Source organism: Clostridium sp. MD294 (assembly GCF_000364165.2).
Lineage (GTDB): Bacteria > Bacillota > Clostridia > Lachnospirales > Anaerotignaceae > Coprocola.
Map to the genome: position 1 here is coordinate 1,588,234 of NZ_CP097810.1, position 19,929 is coordinate 1,608,162.

Genomic DNA, 19,929 nt, shown 5'->3' on the forward strand with positions numbered 1-19,929 from the left:
GGAAAAATAGTATGAGTATCAATACAATAGAATATGCAAAAATATTTATGGAAGCGTTAGATGAACAGCTAATAGCAGGAGCAACAAGTGGCTGGATGGAAGAAAATAGTGGACAGATACAGTATACTGGAGGAAATGAGGTAAAAATACCAAAAATAGAATTGAATGGTCTGGGTACATATGATAGAGATAATGGATTTGTGCAAGGTGCAGTAACATTGACATATGAAACAAAACAAATGACACAAGATAGAGGAAGAACATTTCAACTTGATGCGATAGATGTAGATGAAACAAATTTTGCATTGGTAGCAGGGAATGTAATGGGAGAATTTCAGAGAACAAAAGTAATACCAGAAATTGACGCATATCGCTATAGTAAAATAGCAGAATTGGCAACAGAAAGTAAAAAAGTGTCTTATTATCATGCTGAGAAAGATAGTATTGTACAAAAACTTTTAGAAGAAATCACAATAATAAAAGATATTGTAGGAGATGAAAATGAAGTAATTGTAACAATGTCAACAAAAATAGCCAATTTGTTAGATATAGCAAGTAACCATATGTTGGAAAGTGGTGTTTTTGAACAGGGAAAAGTGGAATTGAAAGTTAAAAATATAGATGGAAGTCCTATTATAAGAGTGCCTTCTGCAAGATTAAAAACAAGCTATCAATTTTTTGATGGAGTAACAACAGGAGAAACAGAAGGTGGATTTGAAGCAAAAACAGATGCAAAAGATATAAATTGGATTATAGCAGTACGTCATGCGTTAATAGGAGTGTCTAAAACAGATGTAACAAGAATATTCGACCCATTAACAAATCAAAAAGCAAATGCTTGGAAAATTGACTATAGAAAATACCATGATTTGTGGATACCAGATAATGCAATAGAAGGAATATGGGTAAATATTGATGGACAAGCAACAGCATGAGCAGGTGATAAATAAAATGAAACAAAATGATGAAAAAGAGCAATATTTTGTGACAGTAGAAGAAGTATATCAAAAAATAAAAGAGCTTAGAAAAAGTAAAGAAGAAATAAAAGAAAATGAAATAGAACAACAAACAGAGCAAGAAATAGAACAAATAGATGATATATTGCTTTTTGCAAGTGAAAGAAGTATTGAAATGGTAAAGGGCTATTGTAATATAGAAAAAGTACCAAAAGAATTAAAGAATGTTTGTGTAGAAATAACAATGTTGCTTTATGATAATGAGAATTATAGAGAAGAAGAAAAAAATGCTCGCTTGAAAAGTATAACAGAAGGTAATGTTTCGGTAAGCTACCAAAGTGAAAAAAGTAGTTGGAGAGAGCAAAAAAATGTTTTGTTGAGAACATTTTCAGAGGAATTAGATAAATTTAGAAATATGAAATGGTAGTAGTGAAATAGTAAGGGGAGGGAAAAGAGGTGAAAATATTATAAAAAGAACAAAAAGAGAAGTAGAGAAATTTTTTAATGAAAAATGTACTGTAACAGTATGGGAAAAACAAAAACAAAATTGGGGAGAAATATTGTTTGTAGAAAAAGAAGAAAAAAAACAAATAAAATGTAGATTGTGTAGAAGCCCTAAAATAGTAGTAAAAAATGGTGTTTTACCTGCAAAAATACTATATGATGCAGTATTGTTGTTTTGTAAAGAAGATGTGATAAAGGCAGGAAGTAATATAGAAATAGAGAAGGAGGGAGGGGAAAATATTGTATTTAAAAGTGTAGGAGAAATGGTAAGTTATAGTACACACAATGAAATTGCATTAAAAAGAGAAGATATAGCATAAAAAAGGGGGGAAAGTGAGTGGAGAAAGGGATATTACAAATTATAAAAGAAATTGTAATAAAAACAATAGCAGAACAATTTGAACAAAGTGAAGTATATGGGGAAGAAGTACCTCAAAATGGAAGTAAAAATTGTTTTGGAGTAAGTGTAAAAAGTGTAGAACAGAAACCACTTTTAAAGGGTAGACGAGAACAATGGATAACAATGAATGTAGAGTATAGAAATGATGTAGAAAAAAGAGAAAAAGCAGAAAGTATAGAAAAAGTAGAAATACTTTATGATGTGTTGTCATTGATAGGGGAAGGGAAAAATAAATTTTTTGCAGTAAAAATGCAGCATAATATGACAGAAAAAGGATTTCAATTTGAAGTAACTTACTATGTGCAAATTATGCCTGTTGTAACACAAAGAAAAATGGAAAGATTAGAATATAATGGAAGTCAAGTAGTAGGATATTAAAAAATAAGGAGGAAAAGGAGTGCAAGAAGAAAGAAATGTGTATGAAAAAGAACAGTTTTTGAAAAGTAAAAATAAAAAGTGGAATAAAGATGTTGTACAAGCAGTATTAAAAGAAGGGAAACAGTATAGTAAAAAAGAAGCCGAGAGATTAGTCAAAATGTATTTAGAGGGAAAAAGAGAAAGGAGAAGATGAAAGCGTATGGCATTAGGAGGAGGTACTTATTTAGTACAAAATAAAATATTACCTGGAGCATATATCAATTTTGTATCACAACCGAGAGCGATGGGAACATTGGGGGAAAGAGGTACTGTGTGCATGGCACTAGAATTAGATTGGGGAAAAAGTGGCATGATGACAGTAGAGGCAGAAGAATTTCAAACAGAAGCACAAGATATATTTGGGTATGATTATACCCATGAAAAAATGCAACCACTGAGAGAATTGTTTTTGTATGCAAAAAAGGCATTGATTTATCGTTGTAATAGTGGAGAAAAGGCAAGTGTAAAAGTAGGAGAATGTACTGTACAGGCAAAATGTGGCGGAACAAGAGGAAATGATATAAAAATTGTAATTGCAAAAAATGTAGATGATGAAACAGCATTTGATGTAAGGACATATTTAGATTTGGTATTGCAAGATACACAAACAGTAAAAACAATAGAAGAATTGAATGAAAATACTTATGTAGTATTTCAGGGAACAGGGGCATTGCAGGCAAATGCAGGAGTCAATTTAACAGGTGGAACAAATAAAGAAGTAACAGGAAATGATTATGCTGATTTTTTGGAAGAAGCAGAAAAAGAGAATTTCAATGTGTTGGCTTATGCAGGAGAAGATGAAGTAACAAAAGGATTGTTTACAGCTTTTACAAAAAGATTAAGAAATGAAGAAGGCGTAAAATTTGTAACAGTGTTGTTTCAGTATACAAAAGCAGATTTTGAAGGCGTTATTTCTGTAACAAATGAAACAGAAGAACAGAAAACAGGTCTGGTGTATTGGACAGCAGGAGCAGAAGCAGGGGCAGAAGTAAATGAAAGTATAACAAATAAAAAATATAATGGGGAATATAGCGTTAAAGCAAAATATAAAAAATCAAAATTTATAGAAGGATTGCAAAATGGGGAATTTTTGTATTATGAAGATGGCGATGATATTAGAGTACTGAGAGATATTAATACATTTACGTCATTTGAAAGTAATAAAAATAGTGATTTTTCAAGTAATAGAGTAATACGAGTGTTAGATGCTATAGCGAATGATGTAGCAAGAATATTTAGTCAGTATTATTTGGGAAAACAAAGTAATAATGATAATGGAAGAAATCTGTTAAAAGCGGAATTGATACAGTATCATGAACAATTAGAAGGAATAGAAGCAATAGAGGGTTTTGAACCAGAAGATATTACAATTATGCAGGGAATAGAAAAACAAGATGTTGTAGTGTATGAGAAAGTAAAACCAATAGATGCTATGGAAAAATTGTATATGAAAGTAGAAGTTATTTAATTAGGTGAGGGGGTAATAAAATGGCGTATTTGAGAGCAAAAGATACAATAAATGGAGCATTGGGTACTTGCTTTGCGTTAATCAATGGAAATCGATATGAAATTATGCAGGCGAAAAATGTAGAGGCAAAAGTAGAGAAAACAAAATCAGAAATACCAATATTGGGGCTGACATCAAAACAGCATAAAGCTGGAGGCTGGAAAGGTACTGGAACAATGGAGGTGTATTATGTTTCAAGTTTGTTTAGAAAGGTAATGTTAGAGTATATGAAAAATGGGGTGGATACTTATTTTGAATTGCTTGTAACAAATGAAGACCCTACAAGTGAAACAGGGAAACAAACAGTACTTTTAAAAGGAGTTAATATTGATAGTATGTTTATTACAAAATTAGATGTAGATAAAGAAGCATTAGATGAAGTATTGACATTTACATTTAATGATGCAGATTTGCTAGAAGCGTTTGAAGAATTGTAAAAAAAAGAAAATAAAACAGTCCTCCATCTTATTAGATGGGGGACGTATATTATATAAATAAAAAGGAGTGTAAGGGAATGCAGGCATATTATAAACAAAATAGAAAAGAAATAAAAAATAAAAAAATAGTAATTTCTGAGAGATTGGTAGATAAACAAGGAAATGTAGTTGTGTGGGAAATAAGACCATTAAGCCAAAAAGAAAATGAAAATATATTAAAAAAATGTAGAGCAATGAAAGAAGAAGGAAAACAAAATTTGTATGAGGTAATGGTATTGGTAGAAAGTGTTGTGTTTCCAGATTTAAGTAATGTAGAACTGCAAAATAAATACCATGTGATAGGAAAAGAAGCATTACTTTTAGAAATGTTGACAGCAGGAGAATATGAAAAGCTGAAAAATGTGGTGGAAGAAGTGCAGTAAAAGGGGAGGAAAAAATATGTATCGATTTTATATGAAACAAAATGGAGAACAAATATTGCTGCCAGTAGCACCATCAGAATTGATAACAAATGTAGAAGGAGAAAGTGAGAGAGTAGAGTTAGTAGATATAGGAGAGGGAAGTATATTAAAAGATATAGGATTGAGAAGAATTTCTTTTACAGTGTTGCTGCCAGCAGTACAGTATAGTTTTGTACAAACAGAAGGTGTATTTCAGCCACCTATATTTTTTTTAAATCAGTTTAGACAGTATAAAATGAGTAAAAAACCAGTAAGTTTGATTGTGTTTCGAAAGTTAGCAGATGGTACAGAATTGTTTAGTGGAAATATAGATGTTTCTTTTGAAAGATATACAGTACTGGAAAGGGGAGGAGAACAAGGTGATTTTTGGGTAGAAATCAATTTGAAAGAATATAGGAAAATCACATCTGCAACATATAAAATAGAGCAAAAAGAGGGACAAACAGTATTAGAAGAATATGGAGTAAAAAGAGAAGGAAAAGAAATTCCAAATACTTATACAGTAAAAAAGGGAGATAGTTTGTGGAAAATTGCACAAACAATGCTAAATGATGGTAGTCGCTATAAAGAAATTGCAGAAAAAAATAATATTGTAAATCCCAATAAAATACAGATAGGACAAATACTGCGTTTGGGGTGATAAAAATGAAAATTAAAATGCTTGTAAAAAATAATAATAAAATGTATGATGCAACAAATTTGTTAGAAGGAGAGGTTGTTGTAGAGAAAAGTATTATAGGGACTTGTGGAAAAATGACTTGTTCTATTATAAGAGATGGCGTAACACAGTTTGTAGAAGGAAATCAAATACAATTTTATGCAGAAGATAAATTATTTTTTTCAGGGTGGATAATGAAAAAAAGTAGAACTTCTAAACAAATTATAGAAGTAACGGCATATGACCAGTTTTTTTATTTGGTACAAAATAAAGATACCTATGTGTATTATAACAAAAAAGCATCAGAACTCATACAAATGATAGCGAATGATTATGGCTTAGAAATGGGAGAAATTTGTAATACAATGTGGCAAATTCCGCAAAGAATAGAAGAAGGTCAAACACTTTGGGATATGATTAATACAGCACTAAATTTAACAAAAAAGGAGATAGGGAAAGAATATTTTTTTTATGATGAAGGGGGAAAATTAACACTAACAGAAAAAAGTGATATGGTAACAAATGAAGTGTTGCAGTGTGATGGAAGTATAGAAGATTATATTTATATAACAGATATATCAGAAGATACTTATAATGGTGTACAGCTGTTTCAGGCGGGAAGATTGGAAACAGAAAAATTGTCTTATAGAGAAGAAAAAGAAGAAGAAATTAAAAAATGGGGCAGAATATTGTACTATCAAAGAGTAGACCATAGATTAACACAGTATGATTTAAGAGCAATAGGAAATACAATTTTGTCACAAAAATGCCGTGTAAAAAAGACATTGCTATTAAAACAATTTTCAGAAAAATTAATATTAATACCAGGCCAGTCTATTTATATAGAATTACCAGAATTGGCTGAAATTAGTTTAAAAGGTATGTTTGTAATAGAAAAAGGAATTTATCATTTTTTTAATGGAGGATATAAAGCAGATTTGAATATAAGAATGGAGGAGTAATTATGATAGAAGAAAAATATTTGCTAGAAGAAAAAGAAATTGAAGTATCTAAAAGATTTATAGGAGAAAATGGAAAACCTCTGAAATGGAGAATAAAAGCATTAAAAGAAAAAGAACATCAAAAAATAAAACAAACAAAAACAACAGAAGCAATAGAGCAATATTGGGGAAAATTGTGTGCTAGTTGTGTTGTAATACCAAATTTGAATGATAGAGAACTTTTAAAAAGTTATGGCTGTGATAAAGCAGATGAAGTATTGAAAGAAATGCTTACAATGGGAGAATATATGATACTTTTGAAAGCAGTAAGAGAACAAAATTGCTTTGAACAAAGAGAACAAAAAATAAAAAATGATATAAAAAAGCAATAAAGGAGGGTAGAGCAGAAACAGATTATGCTGCTTATGCTCTCCGACATTATCATATATTGCCAAGTCAATATTTTCGTATGGATTTCGAACAGAAAATGTTTATAAAAAGTGTAATAGATTTGGAACTGGAGGAGAGGTGATGATAATGTTTTCTTTTTATAAAAAACAGTTTTTAAAAAATGAAAAAGGAAATGATTTTTTTTGGCGTTGGTATGAACAGGAAGAAATGCAAAAGAAAAGTATATTGTGGCGACAACAATATCTGTATGAAAATAAACAACAGTCGCTGTATAAAATGGTTGGAGAGAAAGAAAATAGTATAAAAAATAATAAAGAGAAAAAAAGTGTTGAAAAAGAAATAAAAAAGAAACAAAAACAGGAAAATAGTATATTTAAAAAACAAGAAATATTTGAAAAACAAAAAACAAAAAGTATGTTTGATGAAATACAGTATCAAAAAGAATATGAAGAATATAAACAAACAGAAGAACAAAAAAGACAACAACAACAGAAAAAAAGTGATATAGAAAAACAATACCAAATTGAAAAAGAAAAACAAATAAAATATCAGATACAAAATAAATATGAAATAGAAAAACAGTACCAAATAGAACAACAAAAACAATATCAAAAACAAAAACAGCAACGATACCAACAACAAAAACAAAATATACAACAAAAACAGCAAGAATATGAACAACAAATTCAAAAACAACAACAAAAAAGAAAACAAACACAACAGCAAAATGAAAATAAAAGAGAACAAAAAAGACAAGAATTACAACAATATAAAATAGATAAAAAAAATCAAAAACAAAGTGAAAGTGTATGGGAAATAGAAAAACAAAATAGAGAATATAACAAAGAGATAGAAAAACAGAAATACTTTGATATAAAAGAAATATTTGATAAAAAAGGAAGCGAAAATAAAAAAGAGAAACAGAATAAAGTAGTGTTAAAAGAAATAAAAAAAGGTGATATTTGGGGATATGGAAATAGCATTTTAAAAAAAGAAAAAAAAGAAAGTGTTTTTAATTTAGGAAAACAAATATTACAACAAAAAGAATATAGTGTAAAAAATAATATAGAAAAAATAAAACAAAAGAATTTAGAACAAAAACAAAATAAAAAACAATGGCAAAAAGAAGTGTGGCCTGGTTCAGAACAAAAAAGAGATATAAAAAGTGTGTGGGAAAAAGAAAATAAAAATATAGAACAAATAGAACAATATAATAAAAAAATAAATACAGAAATAATACAAAATGTTGTAAAAAATAGTTTAAAACAAAAAGAAGAGCAAAAACAGCAAAAACAACAAGTGCAGCAAAAGCAACAAAATGTTGATATAAATACATTGTTTTTACATATGACAGAAAAGCTGTTAGAACAAAGAGAGAGAAGTTTGAGAGCAAGTCAAATGAAAATATGAAATGGGGAAAAAAGTATGTTAGAAGCAGTAAAATTGTTGGCATATGATGTATTGCAGCAAGAAAATATAGCAGATATTTGTTATGGTACTGTAACAGCAACAGAACCACTAAAAATAATATTGGAGCAAAAATTAGAATTAACAGAAAATTTTTTGATATTGTCACAAAATGTAATGAAACATTATGAAAGCTTTTATATGAGGAAAAAAGATAGTAATGAACAGTGGGAACACTATGAAATCATAATTGAAAAGGAACTAAAAAAGGGAGAAAGAGTCATATTGATGAAAATGACAGGAGGACAAAGATATGTCGTATTGGATAGAGTAGGAGAGGAGATGACAGAAAATGAAACTGACACCACAGTCTGAAATAGAAGTAAATAGTAATGTGGTTATACAAAAAATACCTACATTAACTTATAGAGTGCAAAAAGAAAAAGAAATTGTTTCTGGTACAGTAGATGAATTGGAAGCAATGAAACAGGCAGTGTTTAAAATATTGTTTACAGAAAGATACCAGTATGAAATTTATAATTGGGAGTATGGTATGGAATTGAAAGATTTGTTTGGTAGAGCAAAAAGTTATGTGATACCAGAAATGAAAAAGAGAATTGAGGAGGCATTGCTGGCGGATGATAGAATAAAAGCAGTAACAGATTTTCAATTTGGAGGGAAAAAAGGAGAATTGGAAGTAAAATTTAAAGTACATACTATATTTGGAACACTAGAAATAGAAAGGACGGTTGATATTTAATGTATGAGAGTTATGAGGAATTGATGGAGAGAAAGCTAGAACAAGTAAATCAAAAAAGAGATAGAAGACAGGGAAGTATTATATTTGATGCGATTGCACCAAATGCAGCAGAAACAGCTATATTTTATGCAGATTTAAAAATGCTGGAAAATCGTACTTATGGAGATAGTGCAACAGAACAAGATTTAACAAGAAGATGTATGGAAAGAGGAGTTTTTAGAAAAGAAGGTACAAAAGCCACTTTTTTAGGAAAATTTATAGATAGAAATGAAAGAGCTTGTAATGTACCTATTGGTATGAGATTTAATTTGGAAGAATTAAATTATATTGTAATAGAAAAGACAGCAGTAGAAGGAGAGTATATATTAGAGTGCGAAACAGTAGGAGAAACAGGTAATCAGTATTTAGGGGATTTAATACCCATTACATATTTAGAGGGACTGGCAAAAGGAGAATTGATAGAACTGCTTACAGAAGGAGAAGATGAAGAAACAGATGAAAGTCTGAGAAAAAGATACTATAGTAGTTTTAATACAGATACATTTGGGGGAAATATAGAAGACTATAAAGTAAAAGTAATGGCATTAAAAGGAGTAGGAGGAGTAAAAGTAACACCAGTTTGGAATGGAGGAGGAACAGTAAAACTGACAATAGTAGACGGAAATTTCAATGCACCAATAGAAGGAGAAATTGCAAAAATACAACAAGTAATAGACCCTCAAAAAAGGGGATTGGGCTATGGTATTGCACCAATAGGACATAAAGTAACAGTAGAACCAGCAAAAGAAGTACAATGCTATATAGAAATGACATTGTTATTAAAAGATGGAACAAATAAAACAAAAGTAACAGAAGAAATTACAAATTCTATAGAAGATTATTTTTCAAATTTGAGAAAACAATGGGCAGATATGGAATATTTAACAGTACGTATTAGTTATTTGGAAGCGAGGGCATTGGACGCAGAAGGAGTTATTGATGTGCAATATACTAAAATAAATGACCGTGCACAAAATTATATATTAGAATATAATGAAATTCCGTTTTTGGGAAGTGTGGTGACAGAATGAAACAAATTTATGAAAAATATTTGCCACCATTTGTAAAAGACACAAGAGAATTTCAAATGCTTTCAGAAATAGAAGGAAATATATTGACAGAAGAAAAACAGGCAAAACAATATTTAGAAGATGACCAATGGATTGTAACAGCAACAGAAAGAGGATTAAAAAGAAGAGCAAAATTATTAAATATTGTAAGAGAGCAAAATGAAAGTTTAGAAGATTTTAGACAAAGAATACTTTTTTTGTGGAACCATCATAAACCTTATACTTATTTTCATTTGTTAGATTGGTTGGAAGGAATATGTAATAAAGATAATGTAACAAATGTAGTAGTAGATATGCAGCATGATTTGTATTATTTACATATAGAAATTAGATTGATTAAAAAACAATTGCAAGAGGAAATAAAAAAGACAGTAAGAAAAATGATACCTGCCAATATCGTGTTGGAGGTAACATTGCGATATAATTTGTATGGAGAAATAAAACCGTATACTTATGGAGATTTAAAACGAAAACAGTTCCGATATATTGATATAAGAGAAGAAGATATTAGATATTGGGAAATGTAAATAATAAAATATGTTTCAAAATTTAATGTGTCAGCGTGTCGATAAAATCGACACGTTTTTTTATGAAAAAAATAGATTTTTTTGTATATTTACCAATTTTATATCAGTAATAAAATGAAAAATAGGGGAAAAATGATAAATGAAGTTTATTGTATATTGTGAAATAGAATAAAAAAAGGGAGGGTATTTGATAGACTAATTGTGGAGGTGAAGAAGATGTCAAAAAAATTATTTGGATACATTCGTGTTTCCACAAAAGAACAAAATGAAATAAGACAAGTAAAGGCATTAAAAGAACAGGGAGTGAAAAGGAGTAATACATTTATAGACTGGCAGTCAGGAAAAGATTTTAATAGACCAGCTTATCATAGAATGGTCGAAAAGGTAAAGGAAGGAGATTTAATTGTAATTAAAAGTATTGACAGGCTAGGAAGGAATTATGAAGAAATCATTATGCAGTGGAAGTATTTAACAAAAGAAAAAAAAGTAGATATTCGTGTGTTGGATATGCCTTTGCTGGATACAAGTAAGAGCAAAGATTTATTAGGGACATTAATTTCTGATTTGGTATTGCAGTTGCTTTCTTTTGTAGCACAGAATGAGAGAGAGAATATACGTCAAAGACAAGCGGAGGGAATTGCCGCAGCAAAAGCAAGAGGTATGAAATTTGGAAGGCCAGAAAAGGAATTACCACAGGACTTTTTATCTATAGTAGAAAGATGGAGAAATAAAGAATTATCTGCCTGTGAGGTAAGTATAGAATTAGGCATTAGTACTTCTACATTTTATAGAAAAGCCAAAGAAATAAAAAGTTGCAATGTAAAGAAAGTAGAAAAAGACAATATCATATAAAGAAAATGGGACAAAGTATATCATGTTAACAAAAGGACACTTCTATTACTTCTAAAATGGTTATATAAAATATATTTGTGTTCAAAAGGGCTATAGTATTCCTTTTGAACACAATATAAAAAACACATTATAATTGCTTTATGAAAAAAGCGATGTAATAGCATGATGTGTAATTTGTGCAGTAATGCCCCAAATAGTATATTGCTGATATTGATAAAATAATTCCGGTATTTTGGGGGTAGCAAAAGTATAATTTTTTCCTCCATGAATACGCTCGTAAGGAAAATCTTCTTTTGTAAAAGGAGAAAAATATAAATAATGTATTTCAGGTTCTGTTTGTTTAAAAAAAGAAATTGGTACAGTGAATATTTCGTCTACTTCTTCTTTGCTGAAATGAATATCTTTTATATTGATACCTGAAACAAATCCTACAAATGGCATGATTATAGTACCAAATGTTGTCAATACAAAATCCATACAACCAAGTACTGCAATGTTATCAGGAGAAATGCCTAGTTCTTCCTGTGTTTCACGCAATGCAGTTTGAAGGGGCGTTTCATTATTTTCTCCTCTGCCTCCAGGAAAACTAATATCACCAGGCTGGTGAAGTAGTTTTTCTGAACGTTTGGTAAAAAGTAAATGAATTTCATCATCAATACAAAAAAGTAAAAGCATAACGGCAGAAGGAAGATATTTCATAATAGGTTTTGGTGTATTATTTTGTAATTTGTTTTTGATATTTTTTATATAAGTGTTTGTATATTTCAAAAAATCACTCCTTTCATGATTTCTAGTTAATTTTTACGAAGTTTGACATATTTTGGAGCACTACGACGACGATTTTCTCCCATTGCCGCATAATGTTTTTGAGTAGTGTTTATGTCAGAATGTCCTAAGGCATCTGCTACTAAATAAATATCTCCAGTTTCTTGATAAAGAGAAGTAGCATATGTGCTGCGTAATTTGTGAGGAGATATTTTTTTAGAAGGCGATGCAATACGAGAGTATTTTTTAACAATATTTTCAACAGCACGTACTGTAATACGAGTCCCTCTGTTTGAGAGAAAAAGAGCTTGTTCTTGTTCTGCTTTATTTTTTTGTTTTTCTCTTTGAGCAATGTAATCTAATAAAGCGTGTTGTACTTCTTCATTAAAATAAAGTATTGACTCATTGCCACCTTTACGAATAACTTTTACACTGTTGTTTCTAAAATCAATATCATTTAAGTCAATACCTACACATTCTGAAACACGCATACCTGTACCTAAAAAAAGTGAAATAAGTGCCAAATCTCTTTTTTGGCTGTGGGCTATGTGAGCCTTTTGTGTATGTGACATAGCATCTGTATTACAATTTTCTACTAAATCTAAAAGATTGGCTACTTCATCAGGTTCTAAGTAAATAATCTGTTTTTTGTGTATTTTGGGAGCATCTACAATAGCGGCAGGATTAGAAGATACTTTTTGTTTTTTATAAAAAAATTGATACATTGTTCTAACAGCAGCTAATTTGCGTGTTTTTCCCTCTGCATCGTTTTGAATTTCAATCATTTTTTCTGGACAAAGAGGGTCAGGCTTTTGATAGTACGTTAAATATTCTAAAAAACCTTCAATATCGTCTGCATTAATTTCATTTAAACAATTTAATGTCATATCTTCTAATGAAGTTCCTTTTAATTTTTGATGATATTGCGAAATATATGTAAAAAATATTTTTAAATCATAAGCATATACCACACGTGTTTTAATAGATGCTGTATTAGCCATTGCTCTGAAAAATTCTCCTAAAAAATAAGGACACTCCTCTAATATAGCACGTAAACGTATGGTATCATTTCTTTTTTGCTGTTCGTGATAAGTACTCACAGAATAACTTCCTTTCTATTTCTAATTTATATATGAATAAAATTTCTATAACATAACAATTTAAACTTTATTTATTTTAATTTCCAACCTTTTATATCAGAACGTTGTATTGCACCAAATACTTTTTGCTGCAAATTTTTATAATCTTTTGAAAGAGATTGAAGTAGTTGTTTTGTTTCTTGTCTTTTGGTATTACCATCAGCAATACAAGGATTTTTTACAATAGAAATACCACTTTTTTGTATAAATCCTTTTATTTCTGGTTCTGGTACATACATAAGAGGACGAATGGAATAAATTTGTTTTCTGTCTAAAAAACTTACAGGAGAAAAACAGTTGATACGACCTTCATAAAACAATGACATAAAAAATGTTTCTACAACATCATCTTTGTTATGACCTAAAGCAACTTTATTGCAATTTAGTTGTTCAGCCATATCATTTAAAGCTCCTTTTCTCATTTTAGCACAAAGTGAACAAGGGTTTTTTTCTTTTCTTTCTTCAAATATAATTTGTGCTATGTCTGTATTTACGACAGTGTAATTTACACCAATTTCATGGCAAAAATGTTTTATATCATCATAATTAGCATTAGGCAATCCTAAAGAAACAGTAATTGCTTCTAATTCGAAATGTTTAGGATAAAAACGTTGTAAATTTTTTAATGCTAATAAAAGACAGATACTGTCTTTTCCTCCTGAGATGCCTACTGCAATTTTGTCACCATGTTCAATCATATTGTAATCTTCTACTGCACGACGAACATAACTTAATAGTTTTTGTAATTTCATAAATTGCCTCCAATATAATACTATAATAGAATATAAAATCTGTAAAATTTTTTATAAAAAGTTTTCAAATATATATCATATCTGTAAACAAAATATTTCTGTATAACATGATAATAAATAATATTATTTCAATCTGTCAAAAAACCTCATTTTGCTGTAAAAAGCAAGGGGTATAGGGGAGTACAACTCCCCATTCTAATCCGCAAGGCGAGCTTTGCTCGCCTGAGGAAAACAGCGAGTTTCAAGGCTTTTAAGCCTATGAAATAAGCTGTTTATACTTCTATTTAAACAAGTCGAAAATCTGTTTTCGACTTAGCGTGTCGACTTTATCGACACGCTGTAATAATAAACAATATTATTTTATTATACTAAAAAAATGAGAAAATAAAAAGTAATTACTATGCTTTTTTCATAAGAAAGGATATAATGAAATTATATAAATTTAGAAAGGGGTGTTTTTATGAAAAAAGTGATACTTTCTATATTGTTGCTATATTGCATAAGCATAGGGCTTTTAGGCTGTAAACAGCAGCAAGAAATAGTACCACCACAACAACAGAAAACAAATGAGGCATTGACAGAACAAGATATAAAAGACATAAAGGAGGATTTTTTAAATCAAAAAATTGCAGATATGACACTAGAACAAAAAGTTGGACAACTTTTTTTCTGTGCATTTAGAAGAGATGATAAAAATATACCTATTACAGTATGGAATGAGGACATAGAAAAAACAATACAACAGTATCATATAGGGGGCGTGGTGTTATTTGGAGAGAATATTGATACAGAACAGCAGACAAAACAGTTAATTGCAGAATATAGAAATCATAGCAATATACCACTTTTAATAGGAGTAGATGAAGAAGGTGGCAGAGTAAGCCGTTTACATTCCAGTGGAAATTTAAAAGTAAAAGATATTCCTCCTGCAAAAATAATAGGAGATAGTAATGATACAAATACAGCATATGAGGCTGGGAAAACAATAGGAAGTGAATTAAAAGAATTAGGATTTGATGTAGATTTTGCACCAGTTGCAGATGTGAATACAAATGAAAAAAATACAGTAATAGGAGATAGAGCTTATTCTAGTGATGCACAAATAGTAGCAGAAATGGCAACCGCTTTTATAAAAGGATTACATGAAAATGGCATTAGTGCCTGTGTAAAACATTTTCCAGGACATGGCGATACTATAGAAGATAGCCATAATGGTATCGCTGTAGCATATCATACATTGGAGGAAATGGAAAAAATAGAATGGCTTCCTTTCCAAAAGGCTATACAACAAAATGTAGATTTTGTTATGGCAGGACATATTACAACACCAAATGCTACAACAGATGGCTTACCTGCTTCTCTGTCTTATGAAATGCTGACAGAGCAGTTAAGAAATAAATTACAATTTAAAGGAATTATAATTACAGATGCTTTAGATATGGGGGCAGTTACAGAATATAATCAACAGGATACTTCACTTAAGGCAATAGAAGCAGGGGCAGATATGGTATTGATGCCTTTTGAACTGGAAAAATCTTATTATACTGTTTATAACGCAGTAAAAAAGGGAACTTTGTCAGAGCAGGAACTAAATGAAAAAGTAAAAAGAATACTATCATTAAAGTATGATAAGGGATATTTTCAATAAATTTGCAGCATAACGCTATTGAAAGTATACAAAGAAATTATTATAATAATATTTAAAATCTTTTTACTTAAATAATGTGTATTTTGAAAAAAGTCCTTTTTGTATAGAATTGGAGAGGTGAATTTTGTGAGGATAGAAGAAGAATTATACAAAGAGTTAATTAATAAAATGAATACTTATCACCCAACAAAAGAGTTTGATATTATTGAAAAGGCATATCATTTGGCGGTAGAAGCACATAAAGACCAAAAAAGAAAATCTGGCGAACCTTATATTATACACCCTTTAAAAGTGGCTTATATATTAGCAGAGTTGGAACTAGACAAAGAAACTATTACAGCAGGTATACTGCATGATACTATAGAAGATACTCCTTATACTTATGAGGATATTGTAGAACTTTTTAGTGAAGAAGTAGCAATTCTTGTAGATGGCGTTACCAAATTGGGAAAATTGTCTTATTCTACAAAAGAAGAAATGCAGGCAGAAAATTATAGAAAAATGTTTATGGCTATGGCAAAAGATATTAGAGTGATATTGATTAAATTGGCTGACCGTCTGCACAATATGAGAACACTTAATTATATGACAGAAGCCAAACAAAGAGAAAAAGCACAAGAAACACTTGATATTTATGCACCTTTGGCACATAGATTAGGTATTTCTAAAATTAGAACAGAAATGGAAGACCTTTGTTTTCAATATCTAAATCCAGATGCTTATTATGATTTGAAAGAAAAAATAGAAAGGAAACAAATAGAAAGAGAAGATTTTGTAAAGTCTATTGTAAATGATTTAAAACAAAAAATGGAGCAGTCTGGTATAAATGGAAAGGTAGTAGGAAGAAGTAAACATTTTTTTAGCATTTATAAAAAAATGGTAAATCAAAATAAAACATTAGACCAAATTTATGATTTGTTTGCAGTAAGGGCTATTGTAGATACAGTAAGAGATTGCTATGGTGTTTTAGGTGTTGTGCATACTATGTATACACCTATGCCAGGCAGATTTAAAGATTATATTGCTATGCCAAAGCCTAATATGTATCAGTCTTTGCATAATACACTTATAGGCCCAGAAGGAGAACCTTTTGAGGTGCAAATTAGAACATGGGATATGCATCGTACTAGTGAATATGGTATTGCAGCACACTGGAAATATAAAGAAGGCGGAAAAAATGGCACAAATAAAAAAGGCGACAGCGAACAAGCAAAATTGACATGGCTAAGACAAATATTGGAATGGCAAAAAGATATGTCTGATAATAAAGAATATTTGGATACCATTAAATTAGATTTGAATATATTTAATGACCAAGTATATGCTTTTACACCACAGGGAAAAGTGGTTAGTTTACCAAAAGGTTCTACTACAATAGACTTTGCTTATATGATACACAGTGCTATAGGCAATAAAATGGTGGGAGCAAGAGTAAATAATAAAATGGTTTCTATTGAGTATAAAATACAAAATGGTGATAGAATTGAAATATTAACTTCTCAAAATTCAAAAGGCCCTAGTAGAGATTGGCTCAATACCGTAAAAAGTTCTCAAGCAAGAACAAAAATCAATCAATGGTTCAAAAAAGAATTTAAAGAGGAAAATATATTAAAAGGCAGAGAACTCATTGATAAAGACATGAAAAAGAAAAATTATGTACCTTCTGAACTTTTAAAAACAGAATGGATACAAATTGTATTAAATAAATTTGGTTTTAGAGATTGGGACGCACTTTGTGCTGCAGTAGGACATGGTGGCGTAAAAGAAGGTCAAGTAACAAATAGACTAGCAGAAGAATATTTGAGAGAAAAGAAAAAACAAGAAGATGAAAATACATTACTAGATACTTTCAATAGTAATATTGTACAAAAATTAGAAAGATATAAAAGTAAAAGTGGTGTTGTAGTAAAAGGAATAGGAGATGTTGCAGTAAGATTTTCAAAATGTTGTAATCCTGTGCCTGGTGATGAAATTGTAGGATTTGTTACAAGAGGGCGAGGTGTTACAATACACAGAACAGACTGCATCAATGTAATGAATTTGACAGAAGAAGATAGAAATAGATTAATAGAAGCAGAATGGGACGTAGAAGGCAAAGGTATGGCAAATGTATCTTATTTAGCTGGTATACGTATTGTAGGTACAGATAGAGTTGGCTTAATGATGGAAGTTTCAAAAGTATTTACAGATGAAGATGTTTCTGTGAAATCGCTTACTATTAAAACAACAAAAAATACAGCAATATTTGATGTAGCAATAGAAGTAAAAGGAAAAGAACAACTAGAAAAAATTATAAAAAGGCTTATGAAATTAAATGATATATTAGAAATAGAACGTGTAGCGAATTGATAGGAGGATATTATGAGAGCAGTATTACAAAGAGTACAAAGAGCAAGTGTGACAGTAGAGGGAAAAGTAATAGGAGAAATTGGAAAGGGAATTATGGTACTTTTTGGTATGTTAGATAGTGATGATGACAAAGTAATAGAATATATGCTTGATAAAGTGATAAATATGAGAATATTTGAAGATGAAGCAGGAAAAATGAACCTTTCACTATTAGATATAGAAGGTGAACTTATGATTGTACCTAATTTTACATTATATGGAGATGCCAGAAAAGGCAGACGTCCAGGCTATTCCAGTGGTGCAGCACCTGCTGTAGCAAGTGGCATATTTGACAAATTGGTAGCACACGCAAAAACATTGCCTATTAAAAAAGTAGCAACAGGACAATTTCAGGCAGATATGAAAGTAGAAATTGTAAATGATGGCCCTGTTACAATACTGCTTGATAGTGAAAAGAATTTTTAATTTGAGGAAAGAATGATATGATATATTTTATAATAGAAAATCATACATTGAAACACGATGTACAAACAATCATACAAGTGTTTTATCCTAATTTGCATTATTATATGGTAGAGCAACCACAACAAAATGGTATTACAATAAAAAGTATATTAGAGCAGAAAAAAGCAGTTGCTATATATTATGAAAATGGTATACAAAAAGAAATTTCTTTTGTAGAATATGATAATAGTAATTTATCTGAAAAAGAGAAAAAAAGAGTAATAAAATGCTCTATTTATAAACTATTAAAACAAATAACAAATATACGCCCTCAATGGGGATTTATTACAGGAGTACGTCCTGCAAAAACAATAAATGAACTTTTAGACAAAGGATATACAGAGGAGCAATGTCTGCGTTATTTTACACAAGGGTATGATGTAACAGAGCAAAAAGCAAAACTTTCATTAGAAGTAGCAAAGGCAGAAAGGGATATATTAAGTAAAAATAAACAAAATGATGTAAGTTTATATGTTGGAATACCTTTTTGCCCTACAAGATGCCTTTATTGTTCTTTTACTTCTTATCCTCTTACACAATATCAAAATAAAGTAGAATTGTATTTGAAAGCACTATATAAAGAGTTGCATTTTTTAGGAGAATATACTAAGTCATTTGATTTAAAAACAGTATATGTAGGAGGAGGAACACCTACATCACTTACAGCAGAACAAATGAAGCAGCTTTTTGAAACTATGACAAATAATTTTGACATAAAAAAAGGGGCATTGGAGTTTTGTGTAGAAGCAGGCAGACCTGACACCATTACAAAAGAAAAATTGTGTGTTATGAAAGAATATGGTGTCAATAGAATTTCTATCAATCCTCAAACAATGAACCAAAAAACATTGGATTTGATAGGAAGAAAACACAGTGTAGAACAAATAAAACAAATTTATGCTACTGCAAGAGAAATAGGCTTTGATGTTATCAATATGGATATGATATTAGGCTTACCTCAGGAAAGTGTAAAAGATGTAGAATACAGTATGAAAGAAATGGAAAAACTTCTCCCAGATAATTTGACAGTACATACATTAGCAGTAAAAAGAGCCTCTCGTTTAAAAGAAAATTTTAATTTATATACGCTTACAGATGCAGAACAATTGCAGAAAATGATTGCAATAGCGGCAGAATATGCTCAAAAAATGGATATGAAACCCTATTATATGTATCGTCAAAAAAATATGGTAGGTAATTTTGAAAATGTAGGATATTGTGCCAAGTCAAAAGAATGTATATACAATATACAAATTATGGAAGAAAAGCACAATGTATTTGCAGCAGGAGCAGGAGCAAGTACCAAAACAGTAGATATTGCTCAAAATAGAGTAGAAAGAATATTCAATGTAAAAAGTGTAGATGATTATATTGCACGTATAGATGAAATGATAGACAGAAAGAAAAAAGGTTTTCAAATTTAGG

The 19,929-nt window shown here is 30.0% G+C and carries 24 protein-coding genes; 21 read left to right on the plus strand and 3 right to left on the minus strand.

All coding sequences use genetic code 11. The features are described 5' to 3' along the window. Nucleotides 1-11: 11 nt before the first annotated feature. The 17 genes from C820_RS07870 (at nt 12) to C820_RS07950 (ending at nt 11,347) form a co-directional block, all read left to right on the plus strand. Nucleotides 12-935, plus strand: coding sequence for a hypothetical protein (locus tag C820_RS07870; protein ID WP_004035062.1), 924 nt, complete (start codon nt 12-14; stop codon nt 933-935). A 16-nt stretch (nt 936-951) separates the two neighbouring features. Continuing rightward, a complete protein-coding gene (locus tag C820_RS07875) occupies nt 952-1,383 on the plus strand; it encodes a head-tail connector protein (protein ID WP_004035060.1) in 432 nt (143 codons plus the stop codon). 133 nt (nt 1,384-1,516) lie between these two features. After that, nucleotides 1,517-1,780, plus strand: coding sequence for a hypothetical protein (locus C820_RS07880; protein ID WP_004035058.1), 264 nt, complete (start codon nt 1,517-1,519; stop codon nt 1,778-1,780). 17 nt (nt 1,781-1,797) lie between these two features. Beyond that, nucleotides 1,798-2,238 carry a phage tail terminator family protein gene (locus tag C820_RS07885; protein ID WP_004035056.1) on the plus strand — a complete coding sequence of 147 codons (441 nt, stop codon included), beginning with the start codon at nt 1,798-1,800 and terminating at the stop codon, nt 2,236-2,238. A gap of 19 nt (nt 2,239-2,257) precedes the next feature. Then, the gene (locus tag C820_RS07890) at nt 2,258-2,431 is read left to right on the plus strand and encodes a hypothetical protein (RefSeq protein WP_004035054.1); all 174 of its coding nucleotides are present in this window, start codon (nt 2,258-2,260) and stop codon (nt 2,429-2,431) included. Between the two features lie 6 nt (nt 2,432-2,437). Beyond that, nucleotides 2,438-3,745, plus strand: coding sequence for a phage tail sheath family protein (locus tag C820_RS07895; protein WP_004035050.1), 1,308 nt, complete (start codon nt 2,438-2,440; stop codon nt 3,743-3,745). 20 nt (nt 3,746-3,765) lie between these two features. After that, nucleotides 3,766-4,221 carry a phage tail tube protein gene (locus C820_RS07900; protein WP_004035048.1) on the plus strand — a complete coding sequence of 152 codons (456 nt, stop codon included), beginning with the start codon at nt 3,766-3,768 and terminating at the stop codon, nt 4,219-4,221. A 77-nt stretch (nt 4,222-4,298) separates the two neighbouring features. Further along, complete coding sequence (locus tag C820_RS07905) at nt 4,299-4,643, plus strand: phage tail assembly chaperone (protein WP_004035046.1); 345 nt, start codon at nt 4,299-4,301, stop codon at nt 4,641-4,643. 16 nt (nt 4,644-4,659) lie between these two features. Continuing rightward, complete coding sequence (locus C820_RS07910) at nt 4,660-5,322, plus strand: LysM peptidoglycan-binding domain-containing protein (RefSeq protein WP_004035044.1); 663 nt, start codon at nt 4,660-4,662, stop codon at nt 5,320-5,322. A 5-nt stretch (nt 5,323-5,327) separates the two neighbouring features. Continuing rightward, nucleotides 5,328-6,302 carry an XkdQ/YqbQ family protein gene (locus C820_RS07915; protein WP_035295611.1) on the plus strand — a complete coding sequence of 325 codons (975 nt, stop codon included), beginning with the start codon at nt 5,328-5,330 and terminating at the stop codon, nt 6,300-6,302. Nucleotides 6,303-6,304: 2 nt separating this feature from the next. After that, on the plus strand, nt 6,305-6,673 hold the full coding sequence (locus tag C820_RS07920; protein WP_004035039.1) for a phage tail assembly chaperone: 369 nt from the start codon (nt 6,305-6,307) through the stop codon (nt 6,671-6,673). A 139-nt stretch (nt 6,674-6,812) separates the two neighbouring features. Continuing rightward, nucleotides 6,813-8,102 (plus strand): hypothetical protein, encoded by a 1,290-nt coding sequence (locus C820_RS07925; RefSeq protein WP_004035037.1) that lies wholly within the window; start codon nt 6,813-6,815, stop codon nt 8,100-8,102. 15 nt (nt 8,103-8,117) lie between these two features. Next, nucleotides 8,118-8,474 (plus strand): DUF2577 domain-containing protein, encoded by a 357-nt coding sequence (locus tag C820_RS07930; RefSeq protein WP_004035035.1) that lies wholly within the window; start codon nt 8,118-8,120, stop codon nt 8,472-8,474. After that, entirely contained in the window at nt 8,452-8,859 is a 408-nt protein-coding gene (locus C820_RS07935) for a DUF2634 domain-containing protein (protein WP_004035033.1), read from the plus strand. The genes C820_RS07930 and C820_RS07935 overlap by 23 nt, the downstream gene beginning before the upstream one ends. Then, nucleotides 8,859-9,929, plus strand: a complete 1,071-nt coding sequence (locus C820_RS07940) for a baseplate J/gp47 family protein (protein WP_004035031.1) — start codon at nt 8,859-8,861, stop codon at nt 9,927-9,929. Before C820_RS07935 ends, C820_RS07940 begins: the two co-directional genes overlap by 1 nt. After that, nucleotides 9,926-10,495, plus strand: a complete 570-nt coding sequence (locus C820_RS07945) for a putative phage tail protein (RefSeq protein ID WP_004035029.1) — start codon at nt 9,926-9,928, stop codon at nt 10,493-10,495. The genes C820_RS07940 and C820_RS07945 overlap by 4 nt, the downstream gene beginning before the upstream one ends. A 216-nt stretch (nt 10,496-10,711) precedes the next feature. Then, the gene (locus C820_RS07950) at nt 10,712-11,347 is read left to right on the plus strand and encodes a recombinase family protein (protein WP_004035026.1); all 636 of its coding nucleotides are present in this window, start codon (nt 10,712-10,714) and stop codon (nt 11,345-11,347) included. A 138-nt stretch (nt 11,348-11,485) separates the two neighbouring features. Here the strand turns inward: C820_RS07950 and C820_RS07955 are convergent, their stop codons facing one another. The 3 genes from C820_RS07955 to C820_RS07965 all read right to left on the minus strand — a co-directional run bounded on the left by C820_RS07955 (nt 11,486) and on the right by C820_RS07965 (nt 14,003). Further along, nucleotides 11,486-12,115: an NUDIX hydrolase gene (locus C820_RS07955; protein WP_004035025.1), complete on the minus strand. Its 630-nt coding sequence runs from the start codon at nt 12,113-12,115 to the stop codon at nt 11,486-11,488. A 26-nt stretch (nt 12,116-12,141) separates the two neighbouring features. After that, nucleotides 12,142-13,212 carry a tyrosine-type recombinase/integrase gene (locus tag C820_RS07960; protein WP_004035023.1) on the minus strand — a complete coding sequence of 357 codons (1,071 nt, stop codon included), beginning with the start codon at nt 13,210-13,212 and terminating at the stop codon, nt 12,142-12,144. A 71-nt stretch (nt 13,213-13,283) separates the two neighbouring features. After that, entirely contained in the window at nt 13,284-14,003 is a 720-nt protein-coding gene (locus tag C820_RS07965; protein ID WP_004035022.1) for a tRNA 2-thiocytidine(32) synthetase TtcA, read from the minus strand. Between the two features lie 460 nt (nt 14,004-14,463). On the opposite strand from C820_RS07965, the gene nagZ reads away from it, so the two are divergent. From nagZ to hemZ, 4 genes are all read left to right on the plus strand, one after another. Further along, nucleotides 14,464-15,651, plus strand: a complete 1,188-nt coding sequence (gene nagZ, locus C820_RS07970) for a beta-N-acetylhexosaminidase (protein ID WP_004035020.1) — start codon at nt 14,464-14,466, stop codon at nt 15,649-15,651. A gap of 126 nt (nt 15,652-15,777) precedes the next feature. Beyond that, on the plus strand, nt 15,778-18,000 hold the full coding sequence (locus tag C820_RS07975; RefSeq protein WP_004035018.1) for a RelA/SpoT family protein: 2,223 nt from the start codon (nt 15,778-15,780) through the stop codon (nt 17,998-18,000). A 12-nt stretch (nt 18,001-18,012) separates the two neighbouring features. After that, the gene (dtd, locus tag C820_RS07980) at nt 18,013-18,465 is read left to right on the plus strand and encodes a D-aminoacyl-tRNA deacylase (RefSeq protein WP_004035016.1); all 453 of its coding nucleotides are present in this window, start codon (nt 18,013-18,015) and stop codon (nt 18,463-18,465) included. A 17-nt stretch (nt 18,466-18,482) separates the two neighbouring features. Continuing rightward, nucleotides 18,483-19,928, plus strand: a complete 1,446-nt coding sequence (gene hemZ / locus C820_RS07985) for a coproporphyrinogen dehydrogenase HemZ (protein ID WP_004035014.1) — start codon at nt 18,483-18,485, stop codon at nt 19,926-19,928. Nucleotide 19,929: the final 1 nt, after the last annotated feature.

Coding starts and splice junctions, on each gene's coding strand:
- C820_RS07895 (WP_004035050.1), top strand. CDS start 2,438: ATGGCATTAGGAGGAGGTACTTATTTAGTACAAAATAAAATATTACCT.
- C820_RS07945 (WP_004035029.1), top strand. CDS start 9,926: ATGAAACAAATTTATGAAAAATATTTGCCACCATTTGTAAAAGACACA.
- hemZ (WP_004035014.1), top strand. CDS start 18,483: ATGATATATTTTATAATAGAAAATCATACATTGAAACACGATGTACAA.
- C820_RS07875 (WP_004035060.1), top strand. CDS start 952: ATGAAACAAAATGATGAAAAAGAGCAATATTTTGTGACAGTAGAAGAA.
- C820_RS07900 (WP_004035048.1), top strand. CDS start 3,766: ATGGCGTATTTGAGAGCAAAAGATACAATAAATGGAGCATTGGGTACT.
- C820_RS07965 (WP_004035022.1), bottom strand. CDS start 14,003: ATGAAATTACAAAAACTATTAAGTTATGTTCGTCGTGCAGTAGAAGAT.
- C820_RS07920 (WP_004035039.1), top strand. CDS start 6,305: ATGATAGAAGAAAAATATTTGCTAGAAGAAAAAGAAATTGAAGTATCT.
- C820_RS07950 (WP_004035026.1), top strand. CDS start 10,712: ATGTCAAAAAAATTATTTGGATACATTCGTGTTTCCACAAAAGAACAA.
- C820_RS07930 (WP_004035035.1), top strand. CDS start 8,118: ATGTTAGAAGCAGTAAAATTGTTGGCATATGATGTATTGCAGCAAGAA.
- C820_RS07925 (WP_004035037.1), top strand. CDS start 6,813: ATGATAATGTTTTCTTTTTATAAAAAACAGTTTTTAAAAAATGAAAAA.
- nagZ (WP_004035020.1), top strand. CDS start 14,464: ATGAAAAAAGTGATACTTTCTATATTGTTGCTATATTGCATAAGCATA.
- C820_RS07935 (WP_004035033.1), top strand. CDS start 8,452: ATGAAACTGACACCACAGTCTGAAATAGAAGTAAATAGTAATGTGGTT.
- C820_RS07905 (WP_004035046.1), top strand. CDS start 4,299: ATGCAGGCATATTATAAACAAAATAGAAAAGAAATAAAAAATAAAAAA.
- C820_RS07910 (WP_004035044.1), top strand. CDS start 4,660: ATGTATCGATTTTATATGAAACAAAATGGAGAACAAATATTGCTGCCA.
- C820_RS07940 (WP_004035031.1), top strand. CDS start 8,859: ATGTATGAGAGTTATGAGGAATTGATGGAGAGAAAGCTAGAACAAGTA.
- dtd (WP_004035016.1), top strand. CDS start 18,013: ATGAGAGCAGTATTACAAAGAGTACAAAGAGCAAGTGTGACAGTAGAG.
- C820_RS07870 (WP_004035062.1), top strand. CDS start 12: ATGAGTATCAATACAATAGAATATGCAAAAATATTTATGGAAGCGTTA.
- C820_RS07915 (WP_035295611.1), top strand. CDS start 5,328: ATGAAAATTAAAATGCTTGTAAAAAATAATAATAAAATGTATGATGCA.